Below are 22883 nucleotides of genomic sequence, written 5' to 3' on the forward strand. Positions count from 1 at the left end.
GGCGCGCGGCATTCCAATCAGGCGGCCTTCTTGGTAGCCACGCTCTTGTCGATGATACCCATCTCGCTCTTGTCGATGATGCCCATGATGTCGGCCTCCTTCATGATCACAAGGTCCTCGCCGTCTATCTTGACCTCGGTGCCGGACCATTTGCCGAACAGGATGAGGTCGCCGGCCTTGACGTCGAGCGCCATCAGCACGCCGCTTTCGTCCCGCGCGCCCGGCCCGACGGCGATCACTTCGCCTTCCTGCGGTTTTTCCTTGGCATTGTCGGGGATGATGATGCCGCCCTTGGATTTGGTGTCGCTTTCGGCGCGCCGAATGACGACGCGATCGTGGAGTGGCCGGAATTTCATGGGGACTCTTTCTGGGGCCGGCTTAGGCGGCCGCCCCTCTCTATAGGCGCCTTGGCACTCGATTGATAGGAGTGCCAAAAAATATTCATGGGGTATGTCAAATATTGAATGAATTATTTTGCCTGGCTATCCCTTGGTGTTCGGGCATTGCCGAATATTAATGAAATTGAATTTCTGTCTTTGAACACCTATTTTATGGTGAAGTTCACACTCACGACTTTCGCTGCAAGGGAGATTTTACCGATGGCCGAAGGCAATCAGAACATCATGGAAAAAGCTCAGGCTCGCTTCATGGAAAATCAAAAGAAAACGGCGGAGCGGAACAAGGCAACTGCCGAATATCTCTCGGAGGCCAAGGCCAGGGCGATCAAAACGGCAAGACTGAGGGAATTGCGACTGGCCAAGGAAGAGGCGGATCGCGCGGCGGCAGCTCTGAATCCGGTCGCCCCAAAGAAGAAGCGGGCGGCGCGGACAGTCAAGCAGGCCGTATCCGCATCGACGGAGGCCAAATCATGAGCCTGACATTTCCCAATCCCAGCCGCAGCTACGACGAGGCAAGCAAACGCATCCGCTTCGTCGGCCATGACGGCATGTTCCAGATTTCCTTCTCTGTCGCAACCGATGCCATCTCCAAAGTGCAGCCGGGAACGGCGGCCTCGGAAGCTACCTATCTGGCGGCCTTCGACACGGCTTCCAGCTCGATCCACGATGTCGCCAGGAATGCCTATGCCCGCACCCGCAGGAGCATATATGTGCTGACTGCGGCCGATTTTCGCTAGATCCGTCGCGATCCGTCCACAAGACGCTTTCTCGGGGCTTCCGGTCCGCCTGCATCCGCCGCGATGTCACGACTGTTCAGCCGATCGACCATCGCGTGCGCATCGCACGTGTTCATGCCGACCATGGATTGCTGCTTGAGCTCGACAGGCTGGCCGGTGAAGACGTAGAAGACGGTCCAGCTGTGAGGACGTTCCATACGCAGCGCGTAGCGGTTTGCCATCTTGGCATCCTTTAGTTTCCGCCCGATCGATGAATGTCGCTCGGTCAGGCTTGGGCGACGAAGAATATTGCCGCCAGGATAAGCACCGTCCACAAAACGACGAACAGCTTCAGGGCCAGGCTACCGTGCGCCGAGAGCAGCTCCCGAGTGCGGTTGACCAAATTCTTGATGGTCATCGACATGGTCGGCGCCGCAATCGCGACCGGCCGCGCCCTGACCCCAAGCTTTCCGAAAACAGGCAGCAGCGATGGCTCGCGCACGAAAACGACCTCGAATGTTTGGAAACCAGAATCTTCATAGCATCGTTCTTCGAACGCCCTGCACGCCAAATGAATTCGCGTCACCCTCAAGGGCGTCCGTGACGCGAAAGGCCGCGGCGTCGCGGGTTCCAGTAGCAGGGCTTATTCCCGAGATCATGAAGGTTCATAATCCGTATGAGACGCGCTGATTCGCGCTTTGCCGGGATGCCGCCATGCAACGCAGCTACGCAGCAGGGAGGTCGACGCGACGGGCGAGGGGAAAGACAATGACCGCGCCACCCGTCGAATTGCAGAAGGCCATATTCGAGGCAGTGAATGGCGATCCCGATTTATCGGCGGCACTGGGCGACGCAAGATTGTTCGACCGTGCGCCGGAAAATGTTGCGTTTCCCCACATGACCTTCGGCCGCACCAGCGTTTACGACTGGGCTACGGGCACGGAGAACAACGCCGAGCAGTTGCTGACGCTGCATGTCTGGTCGAAGTCCGAGGCCAGCAAGGAAACGCTCGACATCATGGACCTGGTCAGCGCCCGCTTGCGAGATGCGGCACTCTCGCTTGGCGAACATCGCCGCGCCTATCTCAAGCTCGAATTCGCCGAAGCCCGCTACGACGAGGACCTTTCGGCCCATCACGGGCTGCTGCGTTTCCGCGCCATGATCGAGGATGAGGGCTGACCGCCGGGCACTTTCCGTAAGAATCGGGCAATTTTGTTCTTGCTTTGTGCCGGCAGCTATGCTACTAATTTCACTATGGTGCTGATTGGCGCCAACGACCCGCCGCCGAGCGGGTTTTTTTGTTTCAGGTCGGTTCGCCTGAACCTGCCTTCGGTTGCCGGATCGATTGTCCCGGATCGATTGTCGAAGTCGGCGCACACCTGAAGCGATTGCCTTCTCCGCCAAATGATGCCGGTTGTCGGCGAAGGATCGGAGGGCTAGGTTAAACTTTGGCGATTTCGCGAGACGGGCGGCGAGATGGCAATCCGGTAATCTCGCGCTTCAGGGGTGTGGCGGGCATGCATTCGAGCGTTCACCGTTCATATCACGTTCAGCACCAGCGCGTTAGAACGCTGACCATGAACATCCTTTGCTCCCACTTCCGGACCGCGGCACTGGCGCTCTCAGCCGCCGGTCTGCTTGCGTCGCAGGCGATGGCGATCCCCGTTGTCGTGCCCGAGCAGCCCCAACCGGTCGTCCTCGCCGCCTCGGACTGCTATGCGATCGGCCAGCAGGTGGCCGAGCAGAATGGCGGCACCCTGGCCAAGGCCTCGCAGTCGACACGCGGCGGCCAGCCGGTCTGCGTCATCGTCGTGCTGGTTCCGGGCAAAGAAGGGCAGCGTCCGCGTCGCTCGGAGATCGTCGTTCCGCTGAACTGAACCGTGCCGTTTCCCAGTCTGCCGGAATCGGCCTATATCTGAACAGCTTCAACAGGCCTCCCGCATGCGCGTACTCGTCGTCGAAGATGACAAGGATCTCAACCGGCAGATCGGCGACGCGCTGGTCGATGCCGGCTATGTCGTCGATCGCGCTTTCGACGGCGAGGAAGGGCACTTTCTCGGCGACACCGAGCCCTACGATGCCGTCGTGCTCGACATCGGCCTGCCGCAGATGGACGGCATCAGCGTGGTCGAGCGCTGGCGGCGTGGCGGCCGCAAGATGCCGGTGCTGATCCTGACGGCACGCGACCGCTGGAGCGACAAGGTTGCCGGTATCGACGCAGGCGCCGACGACTACGTCACCAAACCTTTCCACATCGAGGAAATCCTGGCCAGGGTGCGGGCCTTGATCCGGCGTGCCGCCGGGCATGCCTCGTCGGAGCTGACCTGCGGACCGCTGCGCCTCGACACCAAGGCCTCCAAGGCCGACGTCGATGGTGTACCGCTGAAGCTGACATCGCATGAATTCCGCCTGCTTGCCTATTTGATGCACCATATGGGCGAGGTCGTGTCCCGGACCGAACTGGTCGAGCATCTCTACGATCAGGATTTCGACCGCGATTCCAATACGATCGAGGTCTTCGTCGGACGGCTTCGCAAGAAGATGGGCATCGACATGATCGAAACCGTTCGCGGCATGGGCTACCGCATGCGTAAGCCGGAGGCGTAACGCGGAACCGCTGCCTACAAAACCCGCCGTCTCGAACACGCCGTCGCTGCGGTCATGGCCGCGTTCGCTGGCGTTTCGCGTCATCGCCTTTTCCACGGTCTGGGCGATCCTCACTCTGGTCGTCATCTTCACCTTGATCACCACGCTCTATCGCCAGGCCAGCGAGCGCGGTTTCGACAGCCTGCTCTCGGCGCATCTGTTCAACCTGATCGGCTCGGTCGGCGTTTCCGAAAGCGGCCAATTGACCGGCGCTCCCGACCTTGGCGATTTGAGGTTCTCGGAGCCGAATTCCGGCTGGTACTGGTCGGTCGAGCCCGCCTCGGAAGGCGTGCACGGCGATCTCCATTCGTCGTCGATGACCAAGGCGATCCCGTCGCCAAGCGTTGCCGAGGTGCCATTCAATGCCAGCTTCCAGCGCAGTTATTCGGCGGACGGCATCGAAGGCGAGCAACTGGAGGTGTTCGAGAGCGAGTTCGTCCTCGATGCGAAAAACCGCGCCGCGCGCTTCCGTGTCATGGGCAACCAGACCGAGCTCGAGCAGGAAATCGCCACCTTCCAGCGGCGCCTTTTGACCTATCTGTCGCTGTTCGGCGTCGGCATGATCGCCATCAATGCAATCGCCATCCTGCTCGGCCTGCAGCCGCTGCGCCGGGTCAGGAATGCCCTTGCCATGGTGCGCGAAGGAACTGCGCAACGGCTCGACGGCCGCTTCCCGGCCGAGATCGAGCCGCTCGCCAACGAGACGAATGCGCTGATCGAGAACAACAGGCGTATCGTCGAGCGGTCGCGCACGCAGGTCGGCAACCTCGCGCACTCGCTGAAGACGCCGCTGGCCGTGCTGCTCAACGAGGGGCGGGCGCTGGGTGGCGCCAAGGGCCAGCTCATCGCCGAGCAGGCCGCTTCCATGCAGAAGCAGGTCGACCACTATCTGCAACGTGCCCGCGTTGCCGCGCAGCGCGACAGCGTCGTTTACCGCACGCCGGTGGCGCCGCTGGTCCAGCGCATGGTGCGCGTGCTGCAGAAGCTCAACCCGCGGACCGCGCTCTCGCTCTCGCTGCCGGCCACCGACATCGTCTTTGCCGGCGAACGTGAGGACCTTGAGGAGCTGCTCGGCAATCTGCTCGACAATGCGATGAAATGGGCAAGGAGCGCGGTCGCCGTTTCCGTCAAGCCCATCGCCGGCAGGGAAGGGGCGGCCAATCTGTTCGAGATAGCCATCGAGGATGACGGCCCCGGCATTCCCGAAGACAAGGCGCGCGAGGCATTGCAGCGCGGACGGCGTCTCGACGAGACAAAACCCGGCAGCGGGCTCGGACTTGCCATTGTCGCCGACCTTATCAACGAGTATGGAGGCGTTCTGGCGCTGGAACGATCCGTCATGGGTGGATTGAAGGCGGTGGTTCGATTGCGGAGCCTTCAGTAATGCTTTTCCGGGCGGCTGGCTGCGGCCAAATTTCCGATAAACATCGACATTATGGCCGCGCCAGCCTGCTGACAGCGCGGCGGTCCAGCTCAAGAAAGCCGGTATTGGCATGAAGATTCGCGTCGCGCTCGTTTCCGCCCTGCTCGCCGTCTCCGGCTGTACGACGCTCGGCAAGGGCCCAGCCGTTACGGTGACACCGGCCGCCACGCCTCCCAGTGGCGCCAAGGTCGCGACGACGATCATCGCCGCCATGGGCGGCGGCCTCGTCGGTGGCTCGATCGGCACCGGCTTGAGCGAGACCGAGAAGCGCAGCGCGCTCGAGGCGGAATACAAGGCGCTTGAATATACGGCGAGCGGCCAGAAGGTGGCGTGGAAGAGCGACAGTTCGGCCCATCGCGGCGAAGTTGTCGCCGCCCAGCCCTATCGCGTCGGCTCGCAGGACTGCCGGCAATACACCCATACGGTGTTTACCGGCGCTGCCGGCGCCACCGCGCGCGGAACCGCCTGTCGCAATGCCGACGGCAGCTGGACCCCGCTGACGTAGCTCGCCGGCCGTTGATACACCGATCCCGGTCCGGCACTATCGATCGGAGCGGTCCCGTCAAAGCGTCGCAGCACGCTTGTGTTGGCAGGGCAAGGGTCTCGTTCTATTGGAAGAGCCATGCTGTTCTGGGTCATAGCCGCAATCCTGACGCTGGGCGCAAGCCTGGCGGTGCTGCTGCCGTTGGCGGGCGAAACAAAGAACACGTCCGCTGCCGGCGATCACGACCTTGAAGTCTATCGCGACCAATTGGCCGAGCTTGACCGCGACGTGGCGCGTGGCCTGATCCGGCCAATGGAGGCCGAAGAGGCGCGCGCCGAGATCGCCCGCCGCATCCTTCGCCTGAGCAATGCCGGCCCGGCCGGCACGACGGCGACACAGCGGTCGACAAGGCTGGTGGCGACCGCTGCCGTGCTGGTGGTTCCGCTGGTTAGCTGGGGCCTTTACGGCCAGCTCGGCTCACCCGACCTGCCGTCGCAGCCGCTCAGCGAACGCCTGGCCAAGAACCCCGCCGACAGCTCGGTGGACGAGCTGGTGGCACGCGCCGAAGCGCACCTTGCGGCCAACCCGTCCGATGGCCGCGGCTGGGACGTGCTGGCGCCGGTCTATCTGCGCATGCAGCGATACGCCGATGCGGTAACCGCCTACCGCAATGCCATTCGCCTTGACGGCGACAGTGCCGCCCGTCAAGCCGGCCTCGGCGAGGCGATCGCCAATGCGGCCGGCGGCATCGTTTCAGCCGACGCCCAGGCTGCTTTCGAGGCGGCGCTGAAGCTCGATCCGGCAAACCCGAAGGCCTCGTTCTATCTCGCCATGGGCTTGGCGCAGGAAGGCCGCACAGCTGAAGCGACGGCGGCTTGGCAAAAGATGCTTGCCGCCTTGCCGCAGGGCTCGCCGTGGCGCGGTGCCGTCGAGCAGGCGCTCGCTGAATCCGCCGCCCGCAACGTCGCTTCGGAGGCGCCCGCGAAAGGGCCGAGCGCCGACGATATCGATGCTGCCTCCTCGATGTCGCCGCAGGACCGGCAAGCCATGATCAGCACCATGGTTGCCGGCCTCGACGAAAAGCTTCGGCAAAATCCGCGCGACGAGGAAGGGTGGATGCAGCTCGTTCGTTCCTATGCCGTGCTGGGCAAGACAGATCAGGCGCGTGACGCACTCAATCGCGGTATCGCCGTCTTTGGCGCGGACAGCGACCAGGCCAGGAAATTCACCGCCTTTGCCGCCTCGCTCGGCGTGACGGCGACGGAGTAGACGATGACGCGCAAGCAGAAACGACTGTCGGTGATCGCTGCGGGGCTGGCCTTCCTCGGGGTTGCCACCGGGCTGACCTTCTATGCGCTCGGCCAGAAGGCCTCCTACTTCTACATGCCGGCCGATCTGGCCACCGCCAGCCTTCAGCCGGGCCAGCGTATCAGGCTCGGCGGCCTCGTCGAAAAAGGCACAGTAGAGCGTAGCCAGGGCGCCACCGTCGCCTTTTCGGTGACCGACAACCAGAAGGACGTCAAGGTTACCTATACCGGCATTCTTCCCGACCTTTTCCGGGAAGGGCAGGGCGTGATCACCGAAGGCTCGTTCGGCCCTGACGGAATCTTTGTCGCCGACAGCGTGCTCGCCAAGCATGATGAGACCTATATGCCCAAGGAAGTGGCCGACGGCCTCAAGGCCAAGGGCGTCTGGCAGGAGAGCAAGAGTGACTAGAGAGGTTCCGCAAAAGTGTTCCACGGTTTTGCGGCAAGAACCTGCGGCAAAACCTGGCGAGCGCGGCGACAATGGTTGAAACCGGACATTTCGCCCTGGTCCTGGCGTTTGCGCTGGCCCTGGTGCAGACGGTGGTGCCGCTGTTCGGTGCGCGCACCGGCAACCACAAGATGATGGCCGTCGGCGCACCCGCCGCGCTGACCGGCTTTGCCTTGACAGCGCTGTCCTTCGTGGCGCTGGCGACCGCGTATGCAGGCTCCGACTTTTCGGTGGAGAGCGTCTGGGAGAACTCGCATTCGCTGCAGCCGCTGATCTACAAGATCACCGGCACTTGGGGCAATCACGAAGGTTCGATGCTGCTCTGGGTGCTGATCCTGACCTTCTTCGGCGCGCTTGTCGCCGTCTTCGGCGGCAATCTTCCGGCGACGCTCCGGGCCAATGTGCTTGCGGTGCAGGGAGCGATCGGCGCTACTTTCTTGCTGTTCATCCTGACGACGTCGAACCCGTTCGTCAGGCTCAATCCGGCGCCCATCGAGGGCCGCGATCTCAATCCGATCCTGCAGGATCTCGGCCTCGCCATCCATCCGCCGCTGCTCTATCTCGGCTATGTCGGCTTTTCGATATGCTTTTCCTTCTCGGTCGCCGCCCTCATCGAAGGCCGCATCGACGCATCGTGGGCGCGCTGGGTGCGGCCGTGGACGCTGGTCGCCTGGATGTTCCTCACCGGCGGCATCGCCATGGGCTCCTACTGGGCCTACTACGAGCTCGGCTGGGGCGGCTTCTGGTTCTGGGATCCGGTCGAGAACGCGTCCTTCATGCCGTGGCTGGCGGGCACGGCGCTGCTGCATTCGGCGATTGTCATGGAAAAGCGCTCGGCGCTGAAGATCTGGACGCTGCTGCTGGCGATCCTGACCTTCTCGCTGTCGCTGCTCGGCACCTTCCTGGTGCGCTCCGGCGTGCTGACCTCAGTCCATGCCTTCGCCACCGATCCGACGCGCGGCGTTTTCATCCTCTGCATCCTGACGCTGTTCATTGGCGGCTCGCTGGCGCTGTTTGCCTTGCGCGCCTCCCGGCTGACGGCCGGCGGCCTGTTTCACCCGATCTCGCGCGAAGGCGCGCTGGTCCTCAACAATCTGTTCCTGACCACCGCCACCGCCACCGTGCTGGTCGGCACGCTCTACCCGCTCGTAGTCGAAGCGCTTTCGGCCGACAAGATTTCTGTCGGCGCGCCGTTCTTCAACCTGACATTCGGCCCGCTGATGGTGCCGCTGCTGGTCGTCGTGCCGTTCGGGCCACTGCTCGCCTGGAAGCGCGGCGACATTTTCGCGGTCGCCCAACGCCTGATGGCGGCTTTCGCGGCGGCGCTGCTCGCCGTGCTGGTGACCGCCCTGTTCATCGATGGCGCTTCGGTGTTGGCGGCACTCGGTGTCGGCCTTGCCTTCTGGCTGATCTGCGGCGCGTTCACCGATCTCGCCGTCAAATCCGGCTTCGGCACCGTCGCGCCCGCCACCGTGCTCAGGCGCTTCGCCGGCCTGCCGCGCTCGGTCTTCGGCACAGCGCTTGCGCATCTCGGCCTCGGCCTGACGACGCTCGGCATTGTCGGCACGCTTTGCTTCGGCACCGAAAAAATCCTGTCGATGCATGCCGGCGATACAGTCGAACTGTCCGGCCACACCCTGCGCTTCGAGGGGCTCTACCCGGCCCAGGGGCCTAACTACAGCGAGGATCGCGGCCGCTTCGCCCTGCTTGGCGCTGACGGCAGCATCGCTGGCGAGATCACCTCAGCCAAGCGCTCATACCCGGTGCGCCAGATGACAACGACCGAATCCGGCATCAGCACGATCGGCTTCAGCCAGCTCTATCTCTCGCTTGGCGACGAGGCCAGCGACGGCTCTGTAGTCGTTCGTCTGTGGTGGAAGCCGCTGGTGACGCTGATCTGGGGTGGCGGCCTGGTGATGATGGCGGGTGCGGCGATGTCGCTGCTCGACCGCCGCCTGCGTGTCGGCGCGCCGTCGTCCCGCAAGCCGGCGGGCGCCGTGCCATCGGCGAGCCCGCCATGAGCCAAAGGGTCACGCTGGCCTCGCTGGTCCTCTTGCTGGCGCTGTTGTTCGCCGGCGCCGCGCAGGCGGTCAAGCCCGACGAGGTGCTCGCCGACCCGGCGCTCGAGGCGAGGGCGCGCGCTTTGTCGGAAGGCTTGCGCTGCATGGTCTGCCAGAATCAGTCGATCGACGAGTCCGATGCCGACCTTGCCCGTGACCTGCGCATCCTTGTGCGCCAGCGCCTGGTCGCCGGCGATACCGACCGGCAGGTGATGGACTATGTCGTTTCGCGCTACGGCGAATTCGTGCTGCTGAAGCCACGCTTCAATCTGCGCAACGCCTTGCTCTGGGGGACGCCAGTTCTTCTGCTGCTCGTTGGCGGGACGTTCATCCTGCTGGCCGCCCGCTCGCGCCGCTCGACGGCGACCAATGCCCTGACCGCGGACGAGAAGGCGGCGCTGGACGCGATACTCCGCCGCGATTGATCCTAACATTACGAAAGTTTCATGTACCGGAAATGGCGCCGTAATGTGCGGTTCTCTATTTCCTTTGTCGAGGATGCCAATCAAGGGGCGTCCCTTGAAAAGAGGATACGAGAACCATGAATGTTGCCCCCAATTCATATCTTCGCACCCGCAAACGCCTGCTGGCCGCAGCCGCATCCCTGGCCATTGCCGGCGCGATCGGCTTTGGTGCTGTTGCTACCGGGACAGCCCCGGTTCTGGCCGACGCCGTGCGTGTCGAGGCACCGCAGGTCCCGAGCTTCGCCGATGTGGTCGAGCGCGTTTCGCCGGCGGTCGTCAGCGTGCGCGTCAAGGCCAAGATCCAGTCGACGGCCGATGACGGTTCCGGCCAGATGGACGACGAGGACGGCCTAGGCAATCTTCCCGACAATCCGCAGCTGCGCCGGTTCTTCCGCGAATTCCGCGGCTTTGGCGACCAAGGCGGCGACCAGGGTCCGAACGGAATGCGCCGTTTTGGGCACCGTGACCGCAACAACGACCAGCCGCGGCCGGTGGCGCAAGGGTCGGGCTTCTTCATCTCCGATGACGGCTATCTCGTCACCAACAACCATGTCGTCGAGGAAGGCACCGCCTTCACCGTGGTGACCAATGACGGCAAGGAGCTTGACGCCAAGCTGATCGGCACCGATCCGCGCACCGACCTTGCCGTGCTCAAGGTCGATGACGGCAACAAGTTCACCTATGTCGACTTCGCCGATGATTCCAAGGTTCGCGTCGGCGACTGGGTGGTGGCTGTCGGCAATCCGTTCGGCCTCGGCGGCACGGTTACCGCAGGCATCGTTTCGGCCCGCGGCCGCGATATCGGCGCCGGCCCCTATGACGACTTCATCCAGATCGACGCCTCGGTGAACCGCGGCAATTCGGGCGGCCCGACCTTCAACCTCAACGGCCAGGTCGTCGGCATCAACACCGCGATCTTCTCGCCGTCGGGCGGTAGCGTCGGCATTGCCTTCGACATTCCCGCTTCGACCGCCAAGCAGGTCGTGCAGGATCTGATGAAGAACGGCACAGTCCAGCGCGGCTGGCTCGGCGTCGAAATCCAGCCGGTCACGCCCGAAATCGCCGAGTCGCTTGGCCTTGGGTCCGGCAAGGGCGCGCTCGTTGCCAGCGCGCAGGACAACAGTCCCGGCAAGAAGGCCGGCATCACTGCCGGTGACGTGATCACTCAGGTGGACGGCAAGGACGTTGCTTCGCCGAAGGAACTCGCCCGTCTGATCGGCGCTTACCCGCCCGGCAAATCGGTCGATGTCACGGTGTGGCGCAACGGTAAGAGCGAGGCGGTCAAGGTCGATCTCGGCAAGCTGCCGTCGAGCGACAAGCAGGCCTCGGCCGACCAGCAGCCTGCACCCGCGCCGAAGACCGACACGCTGGCCGATCTCGGCCTGACCGTCACCAAGTCCGACAATGGCAAGGGTCTTGTGGTGACCGATGTCGACCCCGACAGCGATGCCGCCGATCGCGGCATCCAGCCCGGTGACGTCATCACCTCCGTCAATTCGACGGAAGTGACCGGCACCGGCGACATCGACAAGGCGATGGCCGACGCGGTGAAGTCCGGACGCAAGGCGGTGCTGATGCAGATCACCCGCGACGACAGCAACCGCTTCGTCGCGCTGCCTGTCGCCAAGGGCTGACGACCGGCTCGACTTTTCCGGTGCGGCGGTTTTCACACCCCCGAGCCGCCGCACGGGAAAGCACGGGGCCTGAATACGTTAGTCAGTCATCGTGTTCCGCCCCAGCGGCAGCGGGCTTCCGATCGCCCGCTGCCGCTCGAACATGCCGCTCAAAGCGTGAAGCGGTTTAGGCTACGGCATGCTAAAACAAAGACTTACCGCGTATCCCTGAATCACCTTGTTCGCGATACGCCATGGAGACGGCCACGATGCATATGCCGGCCACTCAATCTTCCAGCGAAATCGCGTATAACGGTTCTATGAAGATTCTCGTCATAGAAGACGATCGCGAGGCGGCCGACTACCTGCAGAAGGCGTTCGCCGAGGCCGGCCATACCGCCCATGTCGCCGGAGACGGCGAAACCGGCTTCGCACTCGCTGATTCCGGCGACTATGACGTCATGGTCGTCGACCGCATGATGCCGCGCCGCGACGGCCTGTCCGTCATTGCCGGGCTCAGGTCCAGAGGCAATACGACGCCCGTGCTGATCCTGTCGGCGCTCGGCGAAGTCGACGACCGGGTCACCGGTCTGCGTGCCGGCGGCGACGACTATCTGACCAAGCCCTACGCCTTTTCCGAACTGCTCGCCCGCGTCGAGGTGCTGAACCGCCGCGCCAGCGCCAGGGAGGCAGAAACCGTCTACCGGGTCGGTGATCTCGAACTCGACCGGCTGTCGCATTCGGTGCGGCGCGCCGGGCGCGAGATAACGCTGCAGCCGCGCGAGTTCCGCCTGCTCGAATATTTGATGCGCCATGCCGGCCAGGTAGTGACGCGCACCATGCTGCTCGAGAACGTCTGGGACTACCATTTCGATCCGCAGACCAACGTCATCGACGTTCATATCTCGCGGCTGCGCGGCAAGATTGAGAAGGGCTTCGACAAGCCGATCCTGCACACGGTTCGCGGCGCCGGCTATATGCTGAAAAGCGGCTAGAACCTCATGGCCCTTTCCGTGCCGGCCATCATGAGGACGACGGCAGCGCGGCTTTCAGCGCTTTATCTTCTGCTTTTTGCGCTGTGCGCTGTGCTGCTGGTCTTGTACATGACCTCGCTCTCGGCGCGCATGCTGACTGCCCAGACGCAGGAGACGATCAACGACGAGGTACTCGGCCTTGCCCGCGCCTATCAGCGCGGCGGCCTGCCGGTGCTGGTCCGCGTCGTCGAGCAGCGCTCCCGCCAGCCCGGCGCCAATCTCTATCTGATCGCCGATGCCAACGGCCAGATCCTGACCGGCAACGTGCAGAGCCTGGAGCCGGGCGTGATTGAGGCCGAGGGCTGGACCACCGAACCGTTCTCCTACCGCCGCTTCGGCGAGGGCGAGCTCGAGCGGCAGCGCAACCCGGTCTCCGACCCGAACGAGCCCGCGCAGAACGAGGTCCAGGCCGAAGGCGAGAAAGGCCACAACGCCATCGCCCTGGTGCTGCGCCTGCCCAACCAGATGATCATGCTGGTTGGCCGCGACCTCGGCGAGCCGGAGCGCTTCCGCGCCGTCATTCGCCGCGCCTTGATGCTGGCGCTCGGCATGATGGGCGTCGGCGGGCTGCTGATCTGGTTCTTCGTCGGGCGCGCTGCGCTGAAGCGCATCGACAGTGTGTCGGAGGCGAGCCGCCGCATCATGGGCGGCGATCTTTCCGGCCGGCTGCCGGTCACCGGCGCCGGCGACGAGTTCGACCGGCTGTCGGAAAACCTCAATTCCATGCTGGCCAGGATCGCCACGCTGAACGAGGGACTGAAGCAGGTCTCCGACAACATCGCCCACGACCTGAAAACGCCGCTGACCAGGCTGCGCAATCGCGCCGAAGCGACGCTTTCCGGCAAGCACAACACCAGCGACTACCGACAGGCGCTGGAAGGAACGATCGCCGAATCCGATCAGCTGATAAAGACCTTCAACGCCATCCTGATGATCTCACGGCTGGAGGCCGGCTATTCCTCCGAAAGCACCACCAGGGTCGACCTAGCCGCTGCCGTGCACGACGTCGTCGAACTCTACGAGCCTGTGGCGGAAGAGGCGGGTGTGACGCTCGAAACCTCGGTACAGGGTGCCTTCGCCGTCAACGGCAATCGCGAGCTGATCGGCCAGGCGCTGTCCAATATCGTCGACAACGCGATCAAATATTCGACCGACTCGACCTCCAGGCCTACGGTTCGCGTGACGCTGGAGCGTATCGATGGCGAGATCAGGCTTGCTGTTTCCGACAACGGCCAGGGCATTCCCGACGATGTCGACCGCGCCAGGGTGACCGAGCGTTTCGTGCGGCTGGAAAAGAGCCGCTCGCAGCCGGGTTCCGGCCTTGGCTTGAGCCTCGCCAAGGCGATCATGACGTTCCACAATGGACGGCTTGAGCTTCTGCCCGGCAATCCCGGATTGTCCGTCGTCATGAGTTTTCCCGGGCGGGAGGATCGCTGATGGTGGCGAGGATGGCAGCGCGACGCCGCGAGACGGACTGGCTTTTGAAGCCGGCGGTAAAGCTCGTTCCGCTGGATGCAAGCCGCGCCAGGCAGGAATTGGCGGAGATCGCCGACGCCGCGCGGCAGGAAGAACTGCCGCGACTGGCGAAATTTCTCGCCGGCAAGGGGGTCGTCCAGGATTTCCTCGCCGCCGTTTTCGACCTGTCGCCGTTCCTGCGCGATACCGCGCGCCGCCGGCCGCGAATCCTCGATGCGCTTTTTGACGAGACCATCGAGGCGCGGCTGTCATCGATCGGCGCCGCGGTCGACAAGGCAGCGCGCGCAGAGGCCGTCTCCGAAGGCAGCCTGATGATGGAGCTGCGCCGATGCAAGGCGGAGGCGCATTTCCTGATCGCCTTGGCCGATCTCGCCGGCGAGGCCGAGACTTCGCTGACGGTGCGGCGACTGAGCGACCTTGCCGACGCCTGCACGCGTGCAGCCGTCGATTTCCTGCTCCGCGACGCGCATGAGCAAGGCAAGCTCAGTTTGCCGGATCCGAAAAATCCGGCGCAACGCTCGGGCTGGATCCTGCTCGGCATGGGCAAGCTCGGTGCGCATGAGCTGAACTTCTCCTCCGACATCGACCTCGTCGTCTTCTTCGACCCCGATGCGCCTGCCGTCGTCGATCCGCTCGATGCCACCGAGCTGTTTTCGCGCCTGACCCGCCGGCTGGTCCGCATTCTCCAGGACCGCACCGAGCACGGTTACGTCTTCCGCACCGATCTCAGGCTTCGTCCCGACCCCGGCTCGACGCCGCTGGCGATCCCGGTCGAGGCGGCGCTGCGCTACTATGAGGCGCGCGGCCAGAACTGGGAGCGCGCCGCCATGATCAAGGCGCGCCCGGTGGCTGGCGATCTTGCCGCCGGCGCCGCGTTCCTGAAGGAACTGCAGCCCTATATCTGGCGCAAATACATGGACTATGCGGCGATCGCCGACGTCCATTCGATCAAGCGCCAGATCCACGCCCACAAGGGCCATGGCGAGGTCGCGGTCAAGGGCCACAACGTCAAGCTCGGCCGCGGCGGCATCCGCGAGATCGAGTTCTTCGTCCAGACCCAGCAGCTCATCGCCGGCGGTCGCTTTCCCGAACTGCGCGGCCGCGAGACCGTGCCGATGCTTGGCGAACTCTCCGCGCGTGGCTGGATCACTGCCGATGCGCGCGATGCGCTCACCAGGCAATACTGGTTCCTGCGCCGCGTCGAGCACGCCATCCAGATGGTTGCCGACCAGCAGACGCACATCCTGCCGGAGGACGAAGAGGGGCTGGAGCGCGTCGCCCGCATGCTGGGCTTTGCCGATGCGGCAGGCTTTGCCGAAGCGTTTCGCGCGGCCCTGCACCAGGTCGAGCGCCACTATGCAGCGCTGTTCGAAACCGCGCCGGAGCTTTCGGCAGGCATCGGCAATCTGGTCTTTACCGGCGACGTCGACGATCCCGACACCTTGCAGACCCTGAAGCGGCTCGGCTTCCAGCGGCCGAGCGACATCTGCCGGGTTATCCGCGGCTGGCACTTCGGCCGGTATCGCGTCACCCGGTCGGCGGAAGCGCGCGAGCGGCTGACCGAACTGACGCCGGCGCTGCTGCAAGCCTTCGGCCAGACGCGGCGGGCGGACGAGGCAGTGATCCGCTTCGACGAATTCCTTGCCGGCCTGCCTGCCGGCATCCAGCTGTTTTCCCTGCTGCAGTCGAACCCGGCTTTGCTGAAGCTGATGGCGACGATCATGGGCGCGGCACCGCGGCTGGCCGCCATCATCACGCGCCGGCCACATGTCTTCGACGGCCTGCTCGATCCGGCGCTGCTCAGTGAACTGCCCAACCGAGCCTATCTGTCGGCGCGTCTTGCCGCCTTCCTCGAAGGCGACAGGGCCTATGAGGACGTGCTCGACCGACTGCGCATCTTTGCTTCGGAGCAAAAGTTCCTGATCGGCGTCAGGCTGCTTGCCGGGTCGATCGATCCGCCGCGCGCCGGCCGCGCTTTTTCCGATCTCGCCGATCTGACTATCGAAGCGGCATTGCAGGCGGTGATGGCCGAATTCGCGCTGCGTCATGGCTATATTGCCGGCGGCAGGGTCGCACTGCTCGGCATGGGCAAGCTCGGCAGCCGCGAACTGACGGCAGGTTCCGACGTCGACCTCATCCTGCTCTACGATCACGACGCCGATGCCGAGGAGTCCGACGGCGACAAGCCGCTTGCCCCGTCGCATTACTACAGCCGGCTGACGCAGCGGCTGATCGCCGCCGTTTCCGCGCCGACCGCCGAGGGCGTGCTCTACGAGCTCGACCTTCGCCTTCGGCCGTCCGGCAACAAGGGGCCGGTGGCCACGCATGTCGACGCCTTCAAGAAGTATCAGCGCCAGGACGCCTGGACATGGGAGCACATGGCGCTGGCGCGAGCCCGCGCGATCGGCGGCGATGCCGAGCTCTGCCGCGAGGTCGAAGGGGAAGTTGCCGCAGTGCTCGCTCTGCCGCGCGATCCAGTCAAGGTGATGGCCGAGGCATCCGAGATGCGCGCCATGGTCGACAAGGAGAAGCCGCCGCGCGATACCTGGGACATCAAGCTGATCCCGGGCGGCCTCATCGATCTCGAATTCATCGCCCAGGTTGCGGTGATTACCGGAAAGATCGAGGCAGGCCGCAGGGCCACCGGCACGGCTGACATCCTGTCGCGCCTGGCGCCGGATTTCGCCAGCGCCCAGGTCAGGCAGGAACTGGTGGATGCCTATTCGCTCTATCTGGCGCTGACCCAGATAATACGGCTTTGCCTTACCGGCGCGTTCGAACGCGACGACGTTCCGCCAGGGCTTTCGGATCTGCTTCTGGCGGTCACCGACCTGCCGGATTTCGGTGTGCTTGAAGCGCACCTCAAGGAGACGTCGCAGAAGGTCAGAAAGGATTTTGACCTTTTGCTTCGTGCGAAACAACCGTGACGGCAATCGGCCGAACGGGCGAGAGCATCGGAGCCAAAAGTGGCGACCTGCTTTGGGAGCTTCCGATGCTCAAACAAGGAGATAGAGCGGGGATTGAAGATCTGCCGCTCTAGCATCGGGGGTGACGATGCAACAGGAGAAGACCATGAGAAAGACGACCAGACTTGCACTCGTTTTCGCAGCCCTGGCCGGCGCCGTCGGCACCGCTGCCTATGCAGACGAGCACTCCGGCGCCGGGCCGCGCGAGGGCATGATGATGCGCCTCGGTAAGGTCATGAAGGACAATGACGGCACCATCACCTTCGACCAGTTCTCCGACGCCATGAACGCGCGGCTGAAGAAGATGGTCGCCGACAATGGCGGCAAGCTGACCGTGGCACAGCTCGCCGACGCGCTGGAGAAGGCACGCTTCGAGCAGATGGCCAGGCGCATCATCGCCCGCTACGACACCAAGGGCGACGGCACGCTGACCGCCGACGACATCACCAGCCGCCAGAAGAAGGTGTTCGCCATGCTCGACCGCGACAATGACGGCAAGATCGAGAAGAACGAACTGCCGAAGGGTCCCGGCCGTCACCACCAATGGGGCGGCGACGGCAATGACGGCATGCAGTGAGAATTAATAACCTCTCCGGCGGCGCGAGCCGCCGGAGACTTATTTTGTCGTTTCAGGCAGCGGCCTTGACCGCCTGCGTGGCTTTCTTGATCGGGATGCGTACCGAGACGATCGTGCCGACGCTTTCGGTCGAGCGGATCTTCAACGCGCCACCCTGAAGCTCGGCCAGCGAGCGCGAGATGGCGAGGCCGAGGCCGGAGCCGGCATGGCTCTTGGAGAACTGGTTTTGCACCTGTTCGAACGGCCGCCCGAGCTTGCTCAGCGCCGCCTTCGGGATGCCGCAGCCATTGTCCTCGATCGTCAGGATCAGCGCGCTGGAAATGCTGCGGGCCCTGACCGAGATGTGGCCGCCTTGCCCGGTGAACTTCACGGCATTCGATAACAAATTGATGAGGATCTGCTTGATCGCCCTGCGGTCGGCGAACAGCGTCAGCGAATCGGCGATGCGGGTTTCGACGGTGATCGATTTTTCCGCCGCCTGCAGCGAAACGACGCGAACCGTTTCCCTGATCAGCGGGCAGAGATCGATTTGTTCCTGATCCAGCGCGAACTGGCCGGCCTCGATCTTCGACATGTCGAGGATATCGTTGATGACGCCGAGAAGATATTTGCCGCTGCCGTTGATGTCGGTGGCATACTCTTCGTAGCGCGGCGAACCCAGCGGCCCGAACAGGCCCCGTTCCATCAGTTCCGAAAAGCCGATGATCGCGTTGAGCGGCGTGCGCAACTCGTGCGACATATTGGCCAGGAATTCAGATTTGGCCCGGTTCGCCGCTTCCGCCCGCTCGGTTTCCTTCATGTATTTGCGATTGAGCTCGACGAGTTCGCGGGCCCGTTCTTCTTCCGCCCGACGGGCAAGGCTGAGGTCGTGGATCGTTGCCATCAAACGGCGCTCGCTGTCGACCAGCTTCTCCTGGTGCAGCTTGATCTGGGTGATGTCGGAGCCGACCGAGACGGTGCCGCCGTCCCTTGTCCGCAATTCGTTCACCTGAAGCCAGCGGCCGTCGGCAAGCTGGCGCTCGAAGGTCACGCCCCCCTGCGGTCCGTTGGTATTGGCAAGCCGCCGCTCCGAGGCGAACGCCAACATGCGTTCATCCAGCACGGCGCGCGGGGCGCCCGGCATCACGTCGCGATCCGACAGGCCGTTATCCTGCTGGTATTTGGAATTGCACATGATCAGGCGCTCGGACGAATCCCACAGCACGAAGGATTCGTTGATGTTTTCGATGGCTGTCCTCAGGCGCAGGTCCGCGGCTTCGGAGCGCAGCGCCAGGTGCCGCTGCTCGGTGACGTCGACGGCGATGCCGATCAGCTGGATCTCCGGGGCTTCCGGGTCGATAACCTGTGCTCTTGCCCGCATCCAGACCCATTGCCCGTCGGCATGACGCATCCGGAACACCTGGTCGATGTGGTCGATCTCGCGCCCGACGATCCTGTTGGCGAGTTCAAACAAATCGCCGTCCTCGGGATGGATGATTTCGTCGACTTCGCCGAACGACAGCATCGTGTCGCAAGGCTCGTAGCCCAGCATGTCGTACATCGAGCGCGACCAGTACATCTTGCCGCGCACCATGTCCCAGTCCCACAGGCCGCAGCGGCCGCGCACCAGCGCCATGTCGATGCGCTGGTGGGCTTCGAGATAGATGCGGTCGGCGGCCTGGGCGCGCGCCGCCTGGCCGAAATAGGCGTAGAGGATAATGATCAGCACGCCGGCCGTCAGCACAAACAGCGTGACGTTGAGCGAGACCGTCTTGCGCCAGGTGTCAAAAACTGCCTCCTGCGGCACAAAGGCTGCCGCGGCACCCCTTCGGCCATTCGCCAGGCTCACCGCCGCGTACCAGTCCTGTCCGCCGATGCTGACCTCCATCACCCCGGCGCGGTCGCCGAACATGAACAGCGGCTGCCCGCCCTGCACGACGCCATCGAGCGATCGCCCCTCCCAGTGCGTCGACTGCGGCGATACGGCAATGATCTTGAAGGCGCTGTCGGTGATCGCCAGTACGTGGCTTCGGCCCATCGCGCCCTGACGGCCGGTTCCCTCCAGCAGGTCCTGGATCGCGCCGGGCGTCGAAACCATGGTCGCGTCGGCAGCGATCGAACTGGCCAGTTGGCCCGCGGCCAGCGCAAGGATCGCCTTGGCGTCGCGCTCGATCTCGTCGCGCTCGTTCATCAGCGACAGAAAGCGCAATACTGCAATGATCAACAGAAAGATGATGATGAGGGCCGGTATCGATCGCCGCAACAGCGGCTCGGCTGCCAGCAGCCGTCGGTAGGCAGGTTCGGCGATGAGCCGCGTATTGCCGGCGAGACCGTCGCTTCGCGCCTCGCGTCGCTCAAAAGCCGTCCCACCGGGCGCGCCCCACGCGTCCGCCTTCGCCATAAATGGCACTCCCCGATTTTCAATCTGCTTGACGATCCGGCAACGCCGCACTTCCGAATCGTCTGTAAAGAATCAAAGGTGATTCGCCTTGTCCAGAGGCGCGGCGAAAAAAGATTAAAAATCGACTAAAATAATGCGGTTTTCGGGCGAGACGCCATTGTGGTGGTGAGCCGGCGCGTTGTCAGGCCAGCGTGCGCTCGACGATGTCTCGCAAATCGGCCGACAGCTTCTCTGCATTGGCGATCGAAAGCAGCGCCTCCCTTGCCTTGGCCTGCCGCACCGGTTCGAGCGACCGCCAAGACCTGAGCGCCGTCGCCAGCCTGGCGGCCACCTGCGGGTTGCGCTTTTCCACCTGCAGCACCGTTTCGACGAAAAGCCGGTAGCCCTCGCCGTCGGCGCTATGGAAGCCGGTCTGGTTGGCGCTGGAAAACGTACCGATGAGTGAGCGCACCCGGTTCGGGTTGGCCATCGAGAACGTCGGGTGGCCGGTCAAAGCGCGCACCGCATCGACGGTTTGCGGGCCGGGCACACTGGCCTGGATCTGGAACCATTTGTCCATGACCAGCGCATCGGTTGCATATCTCGCCTCGAAATCGGCCAGCGCCTTGGTCGCCTCCGGTGAGCCGTGGTGACGGTGCGCAAGCACGGTCAACGCCGCGGCCCGGTCGGTCATGTTGGTCGCCGACTGGAAGTGCCGGGCAGCGAGTTCCGCGCCTCCCGGCAGCAAGCAGAGATAATCCAGCAGGACATTGCGCAGTGCACGCCGCCCGGCACTGGTCGCATCCGGGCTGAACGGACCATTGTCGGCGAGCCGATCGTAAAGTTTGGAGAATATCTCGCTGTTGGTCTCGGCGATCGCAACCACTAGCGCCTCGCGCGCCGCGAAAATGGCGTCGGGGTCGATGTTCTTGCCAATGTCGCGGGCGATATCGGCCTCGCCGGGCAGCGCCAGCGCCAATGCCCGATAGGCGGGTTCGAGTGCTTCGTCGCCGGCTATCTTGCCCGCAAGCTCGGTCAGCCGGGCGCTGAACTCGGGTTGCCTGTGGTCCAGGATCTGACGGAAGGCTGCAATCAGGGCATCGGTCAAAAGCGTGTTGAACGCCTGCCAGCGCGAGAAGGCGTCGCTGTCATGGCCAGCCAGAAAAAACTGGTCGTCGGGCCGTTGCTCGACCGAAAGCGTCACCGGCGCCGAAAAGCCACGGTTGAGCGACATGGCCGGACGCTCGGCAATCCCGGAAAACCTGACGACATGGCGACGTTTGCGGATATGGATGACACTGTCCTCGACGTTCGCCCCTTCGACGCCGCTATGCGCTATCGCCTCGCCACCGGCGCCAACCAGGCCGAAGGCAAGCGGAATGTGCATCAGCCGCTTGCGGCTTTCCGCCGGTGTTGGCGGCACCGACTGCTCGATTTCGAGCGTGAATTCTCGCGCCGCCGGATTATATGCCGAACTGACGGTCAGGTTCGGCGTACCGGCCTGATGGTACCACAGCGAAAACTGCGACAGGTCGCGACCGGAGACGTCTTCGAACACCTTGATGAAGTCTTCGATCGTCGCCGCCTGGCCGTCGTGACGTTCGAAGTACAGGTCCATGCCGGCGCGGAACGTCTCGGCGCCGAGGATGGTATGGATCATGCGCACGACTTCCGAGCCCTTTTCGTAGACCGTCGCCGTGTAGAAATTGTTGATCTCGCGGTAGCGGCGCGGCCGCACGGGATGCGCCAGCGGCCCCTGGTCCTCGGGAAACTGATGGGCGCGCAGCGTACGCACCTCGGCGATGCGCTTGACGGCGCGCGAGCGCTGATCGGCGGAGAATTCGTGGTCGCGGAAAACGGTCAGGCCTTCCTTCAGGCAAAGCTGGAACCAGTCGCGGCAAGTGATTCTGTTACCTGTCCAATTGTGGAAATACTCATGGGCAATGATGGCTTCGATATTGGCGAAATCGGCGTCCGTCGCGGTTTCCTGGTCGGCCAGCACATACTTGTCGTTGAAGATGTTGAGACCCTTGTTCTCCATCGCGCCCATATTGAAGTCGGACACGGCGACGATGTTGAAGACATCGAGGTCGTATTCGCGGCCGAACGCCTCCTCGTCCCATTTCATCGAGCGTTTCAAGGCATCCATGGCGTAGCCGGCGAGCCTCTCCTTGCCCGGTTCGACATAGATTCCGAGCTCGACGTTGCGGCCAGACAGGGTAACGAAACTGTCCGAGATCTTGCCGAGGTCGCCCGCCACCAGCGCAAACAAATAGGACGGCTTGGGGAACGGGTCGTGCCAGACCGCATAGTGCCTGCCGCCGGCAAGTTCGCCGCTGCCGGCCGGGTTGCCGTTGGACAAAAGCAGCGGCGCCTCACGGCGCTGAGCTTCGATGCGCACCGTATAGACCGACAGGATGTCGGGGCGGTCGAGGAAATAAGTGATGCGGCGAAAGCCTTCGGCCTCGCACTGCGTGCAATAGACGTCGCTGGAGCGATAGAGGCCCATAAGCGCTTCGTTCCGCGCCGGCGCCAGCACGGTTTCGATTCTCAGTTGGAAGCGCCTTGCCGCAGGGGGGCTGACGATTGTCAGTTGATCGGGCGTGGCGAGAAAATCCGCAGGGCTCGTTTCCTGGCCGTCGATGGCGATGCTGCTGAGCGTCAGCCCGTCGCCATCGAGCACCAGCGGCACTGATGCCGCAATCCCGTCGCGGCGTTCGACCGCCAGCACGGCGGTGACATGCGTTGCTTCAGGTGAAAGGCGGAAAGTCAGGCTGGTTTCCGGAATGAGATAATCGCTGGGGCGATAGTCTTCGAGCTTGAAGACCTGGCCGGTATCGGTGCGCATTCCTTGATTTTTCCTGTCGATCCGGGAGTGGCGGGCGGGTCCGCTGGTCCAAATAAATTGAAGT

At 63.7% G+C, this 22883-nt stretch carries 21 protein-coding genes; 16 read left to right on the plus strand and 5 right to left on the minus strand.

What is annotated here, in order from left to right:
- Positions 1-17 precede the first annotated feature (17 nt).
- The gene (locus NKH29_RS18100) at positions 18-356 is read right to left on the minus strand and encodes a co-chaperone GroES (protein WP_023718396.1); all 339 of its coding nucleotides are present in this window, start codon (positions 354-356) and stop codon (positions 18-20) included.
- A gap of 243 nt (positions 357-599) precedes the next feature.
- Between NKH29_RS18100 and NKH29_RS18105 the strand changes: the two genes are divergently transcribed.
- Positions 600-872, plus strand: a complete 273-nt coding sequence (locus tag NKH29_RS18105) for a hypothetical protein (protein WP_023718395.1) — start codon at positions 600-602, stop codon at positions 870-872.
- Entirely contained in the window at positions 869-1135 is a 267-nt protein-coding gene (locus tag NKH29_RS18110; protein ID WP_023718394.1) for a DUF1488 family protein, read from the plus strand. The genes NKH29_RS18105 and NKH29_RS18110 overlap by 4 nt, the downstream gene beginning before the upstream one ends.
- Here NKH29_RS18110 and NKH29_RS18115 read toward each other — a convergent pair.
- Both NKH29_RS18115 and NKH29_RS18120 read right to left on the minus strand, forming a co-directional pair.
- Positions 1132-1356: a hypothetical protein gene (locus NKH29_RS18115; RefSeq protein WP_031193831.1), complete on the minus strand. Its 225-nt coding sequence runs from the start codon at positions 1354-1356 to the stop codon at positions 1132-1134. The genes NKH29_RS18110 and NKH29_RS18115 overlap by 4 nt on opposite strands.
- Before the next feature lie 44 nt (positions 1357-1400).
- Positions 1401-1616: a hypothetical protein gene (locus NKH29_RS18120; protein ID WP_352588751.1), complete on the minus strand. Its 216-nt coding sequence runs from the start codon at positions 1614-1616 to the stop codon at positions 1401-1403.
- 266 nt (positions 1617-1882) lie between these two features.
- Here NKH29_RS18120 and NKH29_RS18125 point away from each other — a divergent pair, with 266 nt between their 5' ends.
- The 14 genes from NKH29_RS18125 to NKH29_RS18190 all read left to right on the plus strand — a co-directional run bounded on the left by NKH29_RS18125 (position 1883) and on the right by NKH29_RS18190 (position 17612).
- Positions 1883-2293, plus strand: coding sequence for a DUF3168 domain-containing protein (locus NKH29_RS18125; RefSeq protein WP_023718393.1), 411 nt, complete (start codon positions 1883-1885; stop codon positions 2291-2293).
- Between the two features lie 398 nt (positions 2294-2691).
- Positions 2692-2991, plus strand: a complete 300-nt coding sequence (locus NKH29_RS18130; RefSeq protein WP_023718391.1) for a hypothetical protein — start codon at positions 2692-2694, stop codon at positions 2989-2991.
- 64 nt (positions 2992-3055) lie between these two features.
- Positions 3056-3721, plus strand: coding sequence for a response regulator transcription factor (locus NKH29_RS18135; RefSeq protein ID WP_023718390.1), 666 nt, complete (start codon positions 3056-3058; stop codon positions 3719-3721).
- A 10-nt stretch (positions 3722-3731) separates the two neighbouring features.
- Positions 3732-5144: an ATP-binding protein gene (locus NKH29_RS18140; RefSeq protein ID WP_051409642.1), complete on the plus strand. Its 1413-nt coding sequence runs from the start codon at positions 3732-3734 to the stop codon at positions 5142-5144.
- 109 nt (positions 5145-5253) lie between these two features.
- The gene (locus tag NKH29_RS18145) at positions 5254-5688 is read left to right on the plus strand and encodes an RT0821/Lpp0805 family surface protein (protein ID WP_023718388.1); all 435 of its coding nucleotides are present in this window, start codon (positions 5254-5256) and stop codon (positions 5686-5688) included.
- Positions 5689-5805: 117 nt separating this feature from the next.
- On the plus strand, positions 5806-6936 hold the full coding sequence (gene ccmI / locus NKH29_RS18150) for a c-type cytochrome biogenesis protein CcmI (RefSeq protein WP_023718387.1): 1131 nt from the start codon (positions 5806-5808) through the stop codon (positions 6934-6936).
- A gap of 3 nt (positions 6937-6939) precedes the next feature.
- On the plus strand, positions 6940-7383 hold the full coding sequence (gene ccmE / locus NKH29_RS18155) for a cytochrome c maturation protein CcmE (protein ID WP_023718386.1): 444 nt from the start codon (positions 6940-6942) through the stop codon (positions 7381-7383).
- Positions 7384-7454: 71 nt separating this feature from the next.
- Entirely contained in the window at positions 7455-9443 is a 1989-nt protein-coding gene (locus NKH29_RS18160; protein WP_023718385.1) for a heme lyase CcmF/NrfE family subunit, read from the plus strand.
- Positions 9440-9907, plus strand: a complete 468-nt coding sequence (locus NKH29_RS18165; RefSeq protein WP_352588740.1) for a cytochrome c-type biogenesis protein — start codon at positions 9440-9442, stop codon at positions 9905-9907. Before NKH29_RS18160 ends, NKH29_RS18165 begins: the two co-directional genes overlap by 4 nt.
- A 116-nt stretch (positions 9908-10023) precedes the next feature.
- Positions 10024-11580 carry a Do family serine endopeptidase gene (locus NKH29_RS18170; protein ID WP_023718383.1) on the plus strand — a complete coding sequence of 519 codons (1557 nt, stop codon included), beginning with the start codon at positions 10024-10026 and terminating at the stop codon, positions 11578-11580.
- Between the two features lie 299 nt (positions 11581-11879).
- A complete protein-coding gene (locus NKH29_RS18175) occupies positions 11880-12554 on the plus strand; it encodes a response regulator transcription factor (protein WP_254819962.1) in 675 nt (224 codons plus the stop codon).
- A gap of 6 nt (positions 12555-12560) precedes the next feature.
- Entirely contained in the window at positions 12561-14030 is a 1470-nt protein-coding gene (locus NKH29_RS18180; RefSeq protein WP_352788993.1) for a sensor histidine kinase, read from the plus strand.
- Positions 14030-16996, plus strand: a complete 2967-nt coding sequence (locus NKH29_RS18185) for a bifunctional [glutamine synthetase] adenylyltransferase/[glutamine synthetase]-adenylyl-L-tyrosine phosphorylase (RefSeq protein ID WP_352788991.1) — start codon at positions 14030-14032, stop codon at positions 16994-16996. Before NKH29_RS18180 ends, NKH29_RS18185 begins: the two co-directional genes overlap by 1 nt.
- A gap of 145 nt (positions 16997-17141) precedes the next feature.
- Positions 17142-17612, plus strand: coding sequence for an EF-hand domain-containing protein (locus NKH29_RS18190; RefSeq protein WP_352481890.1), 471 nt, complete (start codon positions 17142-17144; stop codon positions 17610-17612).
- A 52-nt stretch (positions 17613-17664) separates the two neighbouring features.
- Here NKH29_RS18190 and NKH29_RS18195 read toward each other — a convergent pair whose 3' ends face one another.
- Together NKH29_RS18195 and pepN are read right to left on the minus strand one after the other, a co-directional pair.
- Positions 17665-19992: a PAS domain-containing sensor histidine kinase gene (locus NKH29_RS18195; protein ID WP_023718378.1), complete on the minus strand. Its 2328-nt coding sequence runs from the start codon at positions 19990-19992 to the stop codon at positions 17665-17667.
- A 181-nt stretch (positions 19993-20173) separates the two neighbouring features.
- The gene (gene pepN, locus NKH29_RS18200) at positions 20174-22819 is read right to left on the minus strand and encodes an aminopeptidase N (protein WP_352481888.1); all 2646 of its coding nucleotides are present in this window, start codon (positions 22817-22819) and stop codon (positions 20174-20176) included.
- Between the last annotated feature and the right edge of the window lie 64 nt (positions 22820-22883).

It is taken from the genome of Mesorhizobium sp. M1295 (assembly GCF_040318135.1).
Taxonomy (GTDB): Bacteria; Pseudomonadota; Alphaproteobacteria; order Rhizobiales; family Rhizobiaceae; genus Mesorhizobium.